Below are 12,941 nucleotides of genomic sequence, written 5' to 3' on the forward strand. Positions count from 1 at the left end.
GGGGGTGCAGAGGGGGGTGCAAAAGTGGCCGTTTGTGAGGGGATCTTGCGGTGCACGCAACCCAAGAATCGCAGCCTTGTTTTGTCTCCCCGCTACCAAATAAAGGATCAAGACCCCCTCACACAGGGGGTCTTGTCCTGTTTTGACCCCATTTCCTGCTCCCCGCCACAGGGGTTTATTTACAGTTTATGGACCATTTATGGACAACTTGTGGGGGCAGTAAGCCCCGACTGCCCTGCCTGCACCCCATGGGGATGCACCTCACAACACTTCGTCTTTGGCCGGTGCCTTGCCCCGTGCATAGGGGCAGCCCTGTGCACCACGCATTCCCAATACCTCCGTGCACGCCCTCGGTCTCCGCCGTTTCGTCCAGCCCTCGCCCCCCCCCTGGACCACCTCAAAGGAGAACCGATGAACAGCACCGCCAAAGTCTTACAACATGCGAGGAACCGCACGACATCCGCCGTTGACAACTCAACGTCCGATCTCCGCCCGTGGGTTAGCGCGTTGATCGACGCCTTACGCCTGAAGGAGGTACGGCCAATGGCACACGTCATCGTTGATGTCACCGATGAACTGAACCGCTCGCAGGCCGCTGACGCCTGCGGAGTCAGTGTGGACACGATCAAGCGCCGACTCAAAGTCAACGCCTTCCCGCACGCCCGGCAGATAGGACTTGAATGACAGTGGGTCATCCCCGTGAGAGACCTCATCAACGCCGGCCTCCTGCCTGCCGCCGCTCTGACCTCGACGAGTAAGACTGCACAGGACCTCGACATCGGGATGCCGCGACCGCCGATTGCTATTGGCGGGAGCGCTCAGATCGCTGAGGCACTTGCCGAAAACCGGGGACTGCGTGCCGAGCTGGCTCGCGCGCAGGACGAGATCGCGTTCCTACGTGGACTAATCAAGAACGAAAGGGCCGCCTGATGGCCCGGCCATTGAAGGGCCGCGTGATGTTACGGGGAGGCAAGTTCCAGGGCTCAGTCCCCAAGGCCAAAGGATCCACTGAACGCCATTACGAGGTCTTCGACGCCAAGGCGCAAGCCGAGGCATGGTGCGCACTGGCCGTTGCCAACCTCCAGGCTGGCCTTCCTCTGCCCTCCAGGCGAGCAGTCCTGGGCGAAGGCGATCCCGATGTCGCCACAATGAGCAGGCGATCCCTACCCAAGAGAGCTCTGGCTCGCCCATTATCGGTAACCGAAGTCGCCGACGACTGGTTTCACGAGGTCTACATTGACGGGCGCAGCGGCGGCGCGGAGCGCGCAAAGAATGTCCGATCCATACTTAACCGCCGCGTCGTGCCCTTCTTGTTAGAAACGCTCGACGACTCTCGGTTGCTGACGCGTGAGAAGTACCGCGCGTACTTGGCTGCACTGGGCAGACCATCCACCGAACCGGTGCAAGGCATGAGGACAATTCGCGGTTTGAACTTTGCATACTCGTTCGGCTCCACGGAGACCGCGCGCCGGAATTCCCAATTCAATCGAATAGCTCACCGAGAAATCCCCCGCGGCGCTTGCCTGATTTACTGCCATACTTGCTATCGCCATGGCCGGAGCCGCGCCCATCGTCGTAGGCTGATTGTCCTTGATATTGGGCGTTGTTTGCTCGAGACCCATATGCGGACTCCTCTGCAGCAATTAGCCGATCAAATTCTCCGCGGTCAAGGAATATGACCCTGCACTCAGTGCATTGATCGATTACTACGCCGTTGCGTTCGTAGGTGTGCATGGCTGCCTTGCACTTGGGGCAAGCCATCGGCATGGCGGTCTGATTCATAGATGCTCCATTCAGGGCGAGTTGGGTGAGATTTCGCAAGCACCATATGACGGTTGGCGAGGATCAGTGCAGCTCGACTATGGAGCGAGACAGTCAGCAATTCCCTCGGGGTCCAGTGGAACCAGCCCGTGTGACTTAAAGCCCGAAGGGTGAGCGTTGCAGGTCCACACATCACTAGTCGCTCACTGGCTCGTCACGGAATCGTCGCACCCATCAACGCCGATGATTGTGTCCGTAGACCGCTGGCGCTCCATGGCATCGTGATGACTGGATTCAGTTTCCCATTTCATTTGTCTAGGGCCATTCGTGACCAGTCCCGTGGCCAAAAGTACGACGCCCACAGTGATCAGTGCGTCGGCGAGATTGAATGTTGCGAACCACCCTGTGTGGAAGTAGTCAACAACGCCTTGACCGTCGAGCCGATCGATGAAATTGCCTAGAGCTCCACCAAGCAACAGGGCTGCGCCGGCAGTTGAGACTGCGTTCAGAGTTCGGGCGCGCAAGACAAGCAGTATGAAGCCGCCACTGATGATGATGCCTGTGCCTATCGTGACCACTATCGGCGGCAGCCACGATCCGAGGCTGAATGCGACACCAGGGTTGTAGGCGAGTTTGATGTTGATGAACCCAAGGTCGATTGAGGAGCCGTTACTGAGGCTCTCGACGACGAGCGTCTTTATTGTCCAGTCCGCCAGTATGGCCAGGCCTGCGACGGACGAGATCAGGGCGATTCGTGGGCTCACTCTTGCGTTTACCGAACGCTGCGTCGGAGCGGCGTTTCGAAGGTGCGACTTCCACCGATCAGTTCGCCGAGCAAGCCACGAGAGGCTGTGGTTTTCCTCGCGGGGTATCATTGGTGCGCTCTTGTGGCTTGTTGGAGGGACGGTGTCGCGGCTTGCGCATGCATCAGTCCGCGTGCTCTGCCTGCTCGTACACCGTTGGCGATGACCACGACTTCGGCGAGTTCGTGTACCAACACGACGGCGGCAAGGCCCAGGACGCCGAACAACGCGATGGGGATCAGGATTGTGATCAGGGCAAGTGAGAGGCCTACGTTCTGCAGCATGATTCTTCGCGCGCGTCTCGCGTGCGCAAATACTTGAGGCAGGTGCCGAAGGTCTTCGCCCATGAGGGCGACGTCGGCCGTTTCGATGGCGACGTCGGTGCCCATGGCCCCCATCGCGATGCCGAGGTCTGCGGTGGCTAGTGCCGGGGCATCGTTGACGCCGTCGCCTACCATCGCCGTTGGATTCTGGGCGGTGAACTGCCGCACTGCTGCAGCTTTGTCCTCTGGTCGCAGGTCCGCGTGGACGATGTCGATTCCCGCTTCACGGGCCAAAGCCGTCGCGGTGGCGAGGTTGTCCCCAGTAAGCATGGCGATTTGGTATCCGTCGCGTCTGAGTGTCGCGATGACATCTGCGCTTTCTGGTCGGAGCTCGTCGCGCACGGCGATGGCGCCGATTAGTTGTCCGTCGCTTTCGACCAACACTGCAGTGGCACCTTCGTGTTGCATACGGTGGATGACATCGCCCAGGTGCTCGGATTCGATCCATCCGGGTCGGCCTAGTCGCAATTTGTGACCATCACGTACGCCGGTGATTCCGGCTCCTGGCACCGCCGCAACTTCGTCGGCTGGTCGCACGATCGCAGCCGAGGCGAGGATCGCCCGCGCGAGTGGGTGCTCACTACGCGACTCCAAAGCAGCAGCGACGTCAATGACCTGCTCAGAAGTGGCGTCGCCGGTCGCGACGACTTCGATGACCTCAGGCCGGTTGCGGGTGAGCGTGCCGGTTTTATCCAGCGCAACGGTACGAATAGTTCCCAAAGTTTCTAGTGCTGCGCCGCCCTTGATCAGTACGCCCATTTTGCTTGCAGCGCCGATCGCAGCGAACACAGTGACTGGTACCGCAATCGCCAAGGCGCAGGGCGAGGCCGCCACGAGCACCACCAAGGCCCGCTCGATCCACAATTGCGGATCGCCAGCGATGCTCCCAACGATCGCTATGAGGGCAGCCATAGCCATCACCGCCGGCACTAGCGGCTTGGCGATGGTGTCTGCCAAGCGTTGACTGGCTCCCTTGCGGGTTTGCTCCTCTTCGACGATCTTCACGATCCTGGCCAGTGAGTTGTCCTCCGCCGACGCGGTGACGCCAACTGTCAGAGTGCCGGTGCCGTTGATGGACCCGGCGAATACCTCGTCGCCCTCGGCTGCTTCGACCGGCACGGACTCACCGGTGATCGCCGACACGTCCAGGGCCGTGCGACCGGCGCGGATGATCCCGTCACTGGCCAGCCGTTCCCCGGGCTTCACCAGCATCGAATCGCCGACGCGCAGTTCACCCGAGTTGATCACCAACTCGACACCGTCACGGATAACGGTCGCCTCGTCTGGCACTAGGTTCAGCAGCGCGCGCAGACCGTGCCGAGTCCGCGCCACGGAGTACTCTTCCAGGCCTTCACTAATTGAGAACAAGAAGGCGAGCATCGCTGCTTCGCCGATCTCGCCCAACAGGACGGCACCGACTGCCGCAATCGTCATCAACGTACCCACGCCGATCTTGCCCTTGACAAGGCGCCGCAGCGTTGAAGGCACGAACGTGTAGGCGCCCGCCAGCAGCGCCAGCGCCTCAAGAAGGTGGACGATCCACGATGCGCCGTCAACCAGATTGGTTATCCATGCTCCCAAGAGGAGCAAGCCGGATATGGCCGCGAACCTGATCTCGCTGATTTGCCAGAGCTTCTCCGGCGCCTGGTCGCCCCCATCCTCCTGTCGACGCGGTTCGTCGTCGTCACAACCGCATGCCTGGCTCATAGCTGTGCCTGCGACTGCGCGTTCAAGTTTGCGATGGGGCCATAGCGCGGGCACAAGGTGACGGCGTTACCAGTGACCGCAAGTAGTCGCTCGGCGGCGCTAAGGAGGTCCAAGATCTGCGCATCAGCCTTCAAGGAATACATCGAGGACCGTCCTTGCACACGCACGGTGACCATGCCGCATTCCAGCAGGCAGCGTAAGTGCGCCGACACCGTCGACTGCGCCAGTCCCAGGTGCCCGGTCAGGTCGCGCACGTTGTGCTCTCCAAGCACAAGATGACTCAGGATCGTGAGTCGGGCAGGGTCGCCCAAACTACGAAATAACGCAGCAGCGACAGCCAGCGAACTTTCTTCCTTCGATGGCGCATCCAACTCGGGAAGCGCATCGAACGCCAGAGGTATCATCGTCATATAGCGATAATACCATCATTGGACGATTCATCAAAACAGAGAACTTATGGCCGAGGGTTGAGCATGCCGCTGAGCGAAGTCTGCTCACCGAGGCAGTCCTGCCAAGTGGACGTACGTTTCGTGATGGCCTGATTCTCAAGAACGCACATTGAACCAGGATGATTACTCCCCATACCGGCCCCAGCGAGCAACTCGCCTTGGAACGTATGACTGGAAGCCTTGATGAGCGACATTCGTACCACTACGCCGGTCACGCGCGGCAAGCAATATGCGAGTTCGAAGACTCCGATAAGCAGCCCGAGTCGATTTCGTGTCTCGCATCCCCATTGGCTTTCGGTCAGGTCGCCCATTTGAGGGCGGATACTCTCTTCGCCAGGCGTGTGGACATATCGAGGATCGATAGGCTGCGTAGATCGAATTGCTCAACTCCGACTGCGCTGCCGACGCAACCGCGACAGACCGATACAAGCAAGGGATGCCGCGGCGAAGCCCACAAGGAGCCATTCGATGCGAGGGGCCCAAGCAGTGGCCAACGTCTGTTGTTTGGACAACGCGATGCGTTCGACAAGCACTCCGGATTCGTTCGCCGCAATGCTCGTTCGGATCGAGCCATTCGGATTGATCACTGCGCTGATGCCACTCGTCGCAGCCACGACTACCGATCGCCCATGTTCAACAGCGCGGACCTGTGACATTGCGACCTGCTGCTGCAATTGGGCGGTGCCCGCGTAGGTGGCATTGTTCGTTTGCACGACAATCACCTGGGCGCCTGCGATGACCACATCTCGCACGATTGAGTCGTAGGCAACTTCGAAGCAGATGACGTCACCCACCGTGGTGCCTGCGATTTCAAGTACTCCGGGAGCGTCACCAGCAATGAAGTCACGGGGCACGAGCCGAAAGCGGTCAAGGAGACTTCCGAGAAGCGAGCGGAAAGGGATGAACTCGCCAAACGGCACGGGATGACGCTTTACATATCTCGCACCCGGCCCTGTAGCCGGATCCCAAACGATTCCAGAGTTGGCTACACGCGATGGATCATTGGGCGCATCGACAACAGCGCCGACGAGAATCGGCGTGCCGACAGTGCGAGCTGCTTCGTCGATCTGACGTCGGGCCAAGGGATCCCTGAACGGATCGATGTCCGTGGAGTTCTCCGGCCATACGACAAAGTCAATTTCAGGGCGCGAGCGCAATCCGGTTCGGGTCAATTGCGTGTGATTCGCCAGGACGGCCCGTTTTTCGCCCATTGCTGAGAGGCCGACACCTGGCACGCCGCCCTGTACGACCGCAATAGTGACCTGATTTTGGGTGCTGGCAGCATTGCTGGCGACGTAGCCAAATGCTAGGAGTGTGGACAGCGACACTGAGCCGATGGCGACAACCATTGTCGTTGCCCAAGGTGGTCTACTGCGTCTGTCCAGGAGCAGGTACACAACGGCGCAGGCGACAAAAGCCAAGGCGTAGGCGAGGCCGGCCGGACCAACGATTGAGTTCAAGGGCAACAGTGGGCCGCCGGCTTGTGAGAAGGCCAACCGGCCCCACGGAAACCCGCCCAGTGGGATCGCTCCGCGGATGGCCTCACTGGCAACCCACAACGCGGGAACAACGACTGGCCACCAGACAAACCTTTGAGCAAATGATTGGGCGACGAATAGACCTATCCACCATGCACTGCAGATGGCAGTAAGTGAAATCCAGGCATCAATGCCGACCACACTCATCCATGAGAGGAGAGGACCGAAGAACGCCACTCCTGCAATTGCTCCATAAGTTGCAGCCCATAGTGGTCGGACCTTGCGAGTAGAGAGAACGCAAAGCAAGACCGCGATTGGAGCGATCCACCACCAAGCAAGTGGTGGAAACGCACATGCCATCGCCAAGCCCCCTCCCAAAGCGGCGAGCGGGCGCCACAGCAAAAGCGCGAGGCGTGGGTTCACCTGACGTTTGCGAGTCTGGGAAGTATCAGATTGATTGCCGTGACGCGGAATAAGCGAGCCAAACAAACCCGTCGACATCAAGGCAGTTCGCCTCCGTCCACGGGCGAAGGCAGACGTGATTGCGAGCATGAACGAGAACTACTCGGCCGTGCCATTGTCTCTGGATTCACGATCACTTCTCGGATGCATCTGGTGAGTGCACCTGGCCGGCGGATTCCAGGGCCTGCTCGACAAGGTCGAGATCCTCAGCAAGCACGCCGATGTCCTTATCCTCGAAAGTGGAGGTGCTCATAATTCCAGCAAGTTGGAGAACGAAATCGCCATCCTTCAGCACGACCTTCACCCATACCCGCCGGCGACGAATGAACAGGGACATCGTCAGGCCGACAATGGCAGCGGCAGCGGAGAACAACGCGATCTCCTTGCCAGGATCGGAGGCGATCTGGAAGGAGGCCCAGCGCTCGTAGCCTTCGAAGCTCACGGCGCCTGAGCCATCCGGCAGCTCCCAGCTTTGGCCAAGCTTGAGTTGCTTCAGACCAATCTGCTTCATCTGGTCCTTCACGAGCCGGTAGACGCTCTGGGGCGCTCCAGAGTCCAAACCCAGATCGCCCTTCCAAGCCGACATAAATACGGCGGGATCGTCAGGAGCTGGAAAGCTTGAGTACGGCCCCCGCACTGCATCCAAAGCTGCAGTCGGCAGGAACAAGCCCTGGATCCCAAGTTGTGGCGTGGAGTCGGGGACCTTCACTACGCCGGGCTCCTGCAGGGGCTTGGCGTCGGACTTGGTGAGCACAGCAGTACCGCCAGCACTCATCGTGGCGGCGGCCGTCACCGCCACGAGACGCCGCTTGCCACTGGCAAAGGAGGCAGCAAAGGCGACCATCGCCATTGCCAGGGTGAGCATCGACGAATAGATCGCCACATTGCTCATCTGAGCCAGGGACTCAGGATTCATGATTCCTCCTTTGATGGAGCTGGGCGTAGCGCCTGCCCGTCGGCGACAAGTGCCTGTTCAACGAGGGCGAGATCATCAGCAAGAGCACCGATGTCCTCATCCTCAAAATTCGACGTGCGCATGATTTGGAGATTTTCGAATGGTCCTGATGATCATTCGATGGCTGGTATCGCTGCGCAAGTGCAACCTGACCCCTAATCGTCATTCTTGACTGGCTTGGTATTGCTCGGCGCGAGAATTCATGAAGGTTTGATCAAGACGACGAGCGAACTGTCTTGACCAAACCTTCATCAATTTGCGTGCGTACTGATGCGCCGCGGAGGCAGACTAGGCATGTGCGCGACAGTTCGGCCCACCGACATGGGGAGGCCCTCGATGAGGGCTGGTACGGAGATGGCTTCGGCCGGAATACAGGCAGTGCGCTCGTCTTGCTGAGGCCGTTTCCCTGCGACTCGTGGGATGACCTACATCGGCTCGACATCCTCGAAGCGTGTTCAGCCCTTGAGCAAGTGATGCAAGCCCGCAGCGCATGAGGATCACTCGTAGCTTGATAGTTGGAGGAGCCGCTGTCGCTCTGGTTGGGCTGCTGGCGGGCTGTAGCGGGTCCACCTCCTCGGCGCCGATTGACAGCCAATCAAGTTCTACTGCATCTTCTGGCCAAACCGATTCGGCAAGCGTGGGATCAGATAATGACATTGCCTTTGCGCAGCAGATGATCTGCCACCATCAGCAAGCCATGACCATGGCAGATCTGGCTCTGGCGAAAGCCTCGACATCTGAAGTTCGCTTACTGGCCAAGCAAATCAAAGCCGCGCAGTCACTCGAGATCGCCATGATGGCTCAATGGTTGACCGATTGGGACGCACCGATTTTGCCGCCCAGCAGCCCGCCAGGACATGACATGGGCAACATGGCAGACCCGAGGTCTTCAGGCATGATGAGCGACGAGGAACTATCACTACTGTTGAAGTCAAAAGGCTCGGCTTTTGATCCGATGTGGTTGCAAATGATGATCGCACACCACCAAAGCGCCATCGTGATGGCAGACCAAGTGCTCGAGTCCACGACGAACCCAGACGTGCGCGATCTCGCTCGAAAGGTCATTGAGGGACAGACCGCAGAGATCGCCACGATGCAAGAACTCTTGTCCCAGTGATTCGCACCAGCCGCGCTCACAAATGCGAAGCACTGGACCGCACACCAATGACGATCTAGATGACTCGGCCTACGCCGCTGAACCTTTCCCGGTACCAAGGGCCAAGAAAATCAATAACCTCCACGCCATCAGATGGGTTGGAGGCACTTACCATCTTGCCGTTGCCCACGTACATAGCCACGTGGTGGGCTCCTAAACCGAAATAGAACACCAGATCACCAGGTCGGATATCGCTGACGGGGACGCGTTTGGTTTGGTCCCATTGCGTATAGCTGAGGGGGGTGAGTCCAATTCCAGTTTGTCCCCAAGCTGCCGTGGTCAATTTGGAGCAATCCCAAGAAGTGGGCGGATTGGCGCTGAACGAGTATGGGTCTCCAACTTGGGCGAGTGCGTACTTCACTGCGAGTTGAGCACGTCGACTACCGGTTGCCCCGCCATTGCCTTGTACAGTCGATGATGAGTCCTGACCATTGCGCGAAGTCTGTGCCTTCTGAAGCGATCGGGCGGCGGCAAGACTCTCTGCGCGCTTTTTCCTCTCAATTTGGGCGAGGCGTCGTTGATCCTCCAATTGCAGGCCAGCAAGTACATTCTGGGCTTGAGTAAGGCGAGATTCGAATTCGCTTTGCGCGGCAGCCTTTTCGTTCCGGACATCTTGGGCGATCTTCTTCTGGCCAGCAAGTTCTGCTTGTGTCTGAGCTACGCGAAGTCCGGTTGTTTGCATACGGCGTATTTCATCTACTTGTCGTTGCTGCAGTTGAGCCAATACTGATGCTTGACTCAGGAAAGCAACGGGATCATCGGCCATCAGGACTTGCAGCGTGGAATCTGGTCCTCCACTCATGTAGACATTTCTTGCCATGTCCTCAATTGTCTCGGAAGCCAAGCGAAAATCCCGTTGTTCACGCGCAGCGCGTGCCCCGACAGACTCAATGCGTGCCGAGATGCTTGTGAGGCGCTGTTGGGCTCCTTTTGCGCGCTCGGAAGCTTCTGCCGCCTGCATCTGGAGATCACGCACTTTGGCCTGGACCTGCTCTAAGTTTGCCTCGGGTGCTGCTACAGAACTGGGCAATACCGACACGCATAGACTGAGAGCCATCGCGCCGACTACAACAAATCTCTTAGTGCGCATCAAGCCATGATGCCTTCTGTTCAGAAGTGATTCCGGCGTGGGAAGATCAAGATTCCATCAAGTTCGTTACCAGCCGGTAGGCATGGTGTCCAAGTTCACAATCAATCTACGGTAGATGCGGCTGCCTATTGTGGAATTCGAACTCGTTGAGTGATATCCGAGTAGACGTCAGATTCGATCTATTGGTGCTTGCATCCGTCGTACAGGGCTCAGGGGCGATAATGCGAGTCCTTTCGATCTGGGGCGTGGCCTTGAAGAATGAAAACTCCTGCTTGAATAGCCGGACCACTCCGCGAGTTGCCAGATGGGCCGCAGCGCTACTCGGCGGTGTTCTCATGACTAGTGCATTCCCGCCTCTCGGCTGGTGGTGGGCATCGATTCTGAGTATTGCCTTCTTAGCTGCATCGACTTTTCGTGCAAACCTTCGATGCTCGGCGCTGTGTGGTGCGCTCGCCGGTGCGGCATTCTTTGGACCCTTGCTCGTGTGGATGCGGGTTGTGGGCACTGATGCATGGGTCGCTTTGTCGCTCGTCAATGTGCTTTGGTGGGCAGGACTATTTATGGCACAGTCACTCGCTCAGCGACTTCGATGGTGGCCAGTCCTTGTTGCTTGCCTCTGGGTAGCGATGGAGTCGTTGCGGGGTGCAGTTCCACTTGGCGGCTTTCCTTGGGGAAGGATTGCCTACGCACAGGTGAGCGGGCCGTTGTTGCCGCTCGCTGCTGTGGTTGGAGCGGCGGGGCTGGCGTTCTTGGCAGCCCTTGCCGGGTGCTTGACATGTGAGTTCGCCCGGCGGGCAGCGCTGGGCGAACGCAGCGTCATCCTTTGTGCGCCAGGGGCTTTACTTATTGCTGTGCTCATCATTGCGTCCGCTGGGCTCATTGGCCTCCCGGAGCAGGCTGCGAGAGTCACTGTCGCCGTCGTGCAAGGTGGGACGCCCGGCGACGGCCTGACGGCAATGGGTGAGCGTCGGGCCGTATTGGCGAATCACGTTCGGCTGACTCGCCAATTGGCCGCACTACAACGGGCGGACATCGACTTGATCCTTTGGCCGGAGAACGCTACTGACATCGATCCATTCAGCGACTTGATGGCTCGCAATGCGATAGACGATGTTGTCGACGAAGTTGGGGTGCCAGTTTTGGTTGGGGCTGTGGTTGCAGCGCCAAATGACGCCACCCGTGTTGCGAACTCGGGCATTTTGTGGCTTCCCGATGTCGGACCCACGCAGAGGTACATTAAGCAGCATCCGGTTCCTTTTGGGGAATACATTCCCATGCGAGAAATACTAGGTTCGTGGATCGATCGATTCCGGCTCGTCCCGAGGGATTTCATTTCGGGCGAAAGGGCAGGGCTCTTTGACATCGGAGGCATTGTTCTCGGTGATGTCATTTGTTTCGAAGTTGCCTACGACTCAATCGTTGGCGAAGTGGTTCGCTCAGGAGCGCAATTGCTGGTGGTGCAGACAAACAACGCCACGTATGGGGGCACCGCGCAGTTGCAGCAGCAGGTCGCAATTGCACAATTGCGAGCTGTCGAGTACGGCAGACCGGTGATCGTGGCCGCAACTAGCGGCATCAGTACGATCATTGACGTCGACGGCTCCATCCGCGAATTCTTAGGCGACGGGGAATCGGGGGTAATCGTTGACACTGTGACACCTCGATCGGGGTTCACGATAGCCACAGCGATTGGGGTGTGGCTGCAGGGGATCATTGTCGCGGCGGCAACCTTCGTCCTGGTAGTTGGAGCAGTGGCTCGCCTCAAAGCGACACACGCTCGACGCATGCTTACCGCAGAAGTCGTGGGAACTGGATATTCGGTGTAGAGGCAAGCATCAACTTTGGATGCCTTGGGTTCACTTGAGTCCGACTTATCTCGAAGTCGGACGAGGGTCTACGCCAGGGACCTTAATCAAATCTTCATGGCTTTAATCCGATTTTGCGTTCGTGGGCTCCGATAATTGTGAGGTCGCCGGTTCGGCGGACAGTTGCGTCCGCTGGTTAATAGTGACATTCACGAGAAGGAGAAATACATGAACCACACTCGAAGCGTGATCGTCGGGGGAGCGACCATGGCCCTGGTTGGGCTCCTAGTTGGCTGTAGCGCTACCACATCCTCGATGCCAAGCGACAACCAGTCAACATCTGCAGCGACTTCCGGATCTATGGGAGCCACAAGTGTCGGCTCAAGCGACGACATAGCCTTTGCTCAACTGATGATCCCTCACCATCAGCAGGCCATCGCGATGGCAGATCTTGCACTCACCAACTCGTCGACGCCAGAAGTACTCTCGCTAGCCAAGCAAATCAAGGCTGCGCAGTCACCTGAGATCACATTGATGAGCCAATGGTTGCAGGATTGGGACGCACCGATGTCCATGTCCGGCGTCGAGGGAGGACATGACATGGGGAATATGTCAAGCATGATGGCTTCAGGCATGATGAGCGATGACGAGATGGCGCAGTTGATGCAGGCTAAAGGCTCGGCCTTCGATCAAATGTGGTTGCAAATGATGATCGCCCATCACCAAGGCGCGATAGATATGGCAGACCAAGTCCTCTCATCTACGACGTACCCTGCCGTGCGCGAACTCGCACAGGCTGTTATTGAAGGACAATCTGCCGAGATCGCCACAATGCAAGAACTCATGGGGTGACGCTTTAGGCGCGTTCACAAGCGAATCAATGGGACTTCTTGCCAAAGACCGCAATAGTGACTTAAGCAATTGTGTGAAGCTGATTGGTCGTGAGAGTGCT

The 12,941-nt window shown here is 58.3% G+C and carries 12 protein-coding genes; 4 read left to right on the forward strand and 8 right to left on the reverse strand.

Annotated elements, in window-relative coordinates; genetic code table 11:
- Positions 1-543: 543 nt before the first annotated feature.
- Positions 544-684: a hypothetical protein gene (locus PHN51_04955; protein ID MDD2818126.1), complete on the forward strand. Its 141-nt coding sequence runs from the start codon at positions 544-546 to the stop codon at positions 682-684.
- Positions 685-1,482: 798 nt separating this feature from the next.
- Here the strand turns inward: PHN51_04955 and PHN51_04960 are convergent.
- The 7 genes from PHN51_04960 to PHN51_04990 all read right to left on the reverse strand — a co-directional run bounded on the left by PHN51_04960 (position 1,483) and on the right by PHN51_04990 (position 8,021).
- On the reverse strand, positions 1,483-1,782 hold the full coding sequence (locus tag PHN51_04960; protein ID MDD2818127.1) for a zf-TFIIB domain-containing protein: 300 nt from the start codon (positions 1,780-1,782) through the stop codon (positions 1,483-1,485).
- A gap of 182 nt (positions 1,783-1,964) precedes the next feature.
- Positions 1,965-2,525: a signal peptidase II gene (gene lspA / locus PHN51_04965; GenBank protein MDD2818128.1), complete on the reverse strand. Its 561-nt coding sequence runs from the start codon at positions 2,523-2,525 to the stop codon at positions 1,965-1,967.
- Between the two features lie 107 nt (positions 2,526-2,632).
- Positions 2,633-4,594 (reverse strand): heavy metal translocating P-type ATPase, encoded by a 1,962-nt coding sequence (locus PHN51_04970; GenBank protein ID MDD2818129.1) that lies wholly within the window; start codon positions 4,592-4,594, stop codon positions 2,633-2,635.
- Positions 4,591-5,004 carry a metalloregulator ArsR/SmtB family transcription factor gene (locus PHN51_04975; GenBank protein ID MDD2818130.1) on the reverse strand — a complete coding sequence of 138 codons (414 nt, stop codon included), beginning with the start codon at positions 5,002-5,004 and terminating at the stop codon, positions 4,591-4,593. The genes PHN51_04970 and PHN51_04975 overlap by 4 nt, the downstream gene beginning before the upstream one ends.
- A 422-nt stretch (positions 5,005-5,426) precedes the next feature.
- On the reverse strand, positions 5,427-7,022 hold the full coding sequence (lnt, locus tag PHN51_04980; GenBank protein ID MDD2818131.1) for an apolipoprotein N-acyltransferase: 1,596 nt from the start codon (positions 7,020-7,022) through the stop codon (positions 5,427-5,429).
- A 94-nt stretch (positions 7,023-7,116) separates the two neighbouring features.
- Positions 7,117-7,899 (reverse strand): cytochrome c biogenesis protein ResB, encoded by a 783-nt coding sequence (locus PHN51_04985; protein ID MDD2818132.1) that lies wholly within the window; start codon positions 7,897-7,899, stop codon positions 7,117-7,119.
- The gene (locus PHN51_04990) at positions 7,896-8,021 is read right to left on the reverse strand and encodes a hypothetical protein (GenBank protein ID MDD2818133.1); all 126 of its coding nucleotides are present in this window, start codon (positions 8,019-8,021) and stop codon (positions 7,896-7,898) included. Before PHN51_04990 ends, PHN51_04985 begins: the two co-directional genes overlap by 4 nt.
- Before the next feature lie 554 nt (positions 8,022-8,575).
- Between PHN51_04990 and PHN51_04995 the strand changes: the two genes are divergently transcribed.
- Positions 8,576-9,055 carry a DUF305 domain-containing protein gene (locus tag PHN51_04995; protein ID MDD2818134.1) on the forward strand — a complete coding sequence of 160 codons (480 nt, stop codon included), beginning with the start codon at positions 8,576-8,578 and terminating at the stop codon, positions 9,053-9,055.
- 55 nt (positions 9,056-9,110) lie between these two features.
- On the opposite strand, the gene PHN51_05000 is transcribed toward PHN51_04995, so the two are convergent.
- Entirely contained in the window at positions 9,111-10,184 is a 1,074-nt protein-coding gene (locus PHN51_05000; protein MDD2818135.1) for an NlpC/P60 family protein, read from the reverse strand.
- A gap of 335 nt (positions 10,185-10,519) precedes the next feature.
- Between PHN51_05000 and lnt (PHN51_05005) the strand changes: the two genes are divergently transcribed.
- Entirely contained in the window at positions 10,520-12,010 is a 1,491-nt protein-coding gene (lnt, locus tag PHN51_05005) for an apolipoprotein N-acyltransferase (protein MDD2818136.1), read from the forward strand.
- Between the two features lie 207 nt (positions 12,011-12,217).
- A complete protein-coding gene (locus PHN51_05010; GenBank protein MDD2818137.1) occupies positions 12,218-12,841 on the forward strand; it encodes a DUF305 domain-containing protein in 624 nt (207 codons plus the stop codon).
- The last annotated feature ends 100 nt before the right edge of the window (positions 12,842-12,941 follow it).

It is taken from the genome of Candidatus Nanopelagicales bacterium, from assembly GCA_028687755.1.
Lineage (GTDB): Bacteria > Actinomycetota > Actinomycetes > S36-B12 > S36-B12 > UBA11398.

Bases quoted from the DNA above. Each gene is read 5' to 3' on its own strand.
- PHN51_04955 (MDD2818126.1), top strand. From the start codon at position 544: ATGGCACACGTCATCGTTGATGTCACCGATGAACTGAACCGCTCGCAG.
- PHN51_04960 (MDD2818127.1), bottom strand. From the start codon at position 1,782: ATGAATCAGACCGCCATGCCGATGGCTTGCCCCAAGTGCAAGGCAGCC.
- PHN51_04970 (MDD2818129.1), bottom strand. From the start codon at position 4,594: ATGAGCCAGGCATGCGGTTGTGACGACGACGAACCGCGTCGACAGGAG.
- PHN51_04975 (MDD2818130.1), bottom strand. From the start codon at position 5,004: ATGACGATGATACCTCTGGCGTTCGATGCGCTTCCCGAGTTGGATGCG.
- lnt (MDD2818131.1), bottom strand. From the start codon at position 7,022: ATGTCGACGGGTTTGTTTGGCTCGCTTATTCCGCGTCACGGCAATCAA.
- PHN51_04985 (MDD2818132.1), bottom strand. From the start codon at position 7,899: ATGAATCCTGAGTCCCTGGCTCAGATGAGCAATGTGGCGATCTATTCG.
- PHN51_04990 (MDD2818133.1), bottom strand. From the start codon at position 8,021: ATGCGCACGTCGAATTTTGAGGATGAGGACATCGGTGCTCTTGCTGAT.
- PHN51_05000 (MDD2818135.1), bottom strand. From the start codon at position 10,184: ATGCGCACTAAGAGATTTGTTGTAGTCGGCGCGATGGCTCTCAGTCTA.
- lnt (MDD2818136.1), top strand. From the start codon at position 10,520: ATGACTAGTGCATTCCCGCCTCTCGGCTGGTGGTGGGCATCGATTCTG.
- PHN51_05010 (MDD2818137.1), top strand. From the start codon at position 12,218: ATGAACCACACTCGAAGCGTGATCGTCGGGGGAGCGACCATGGCCCTG.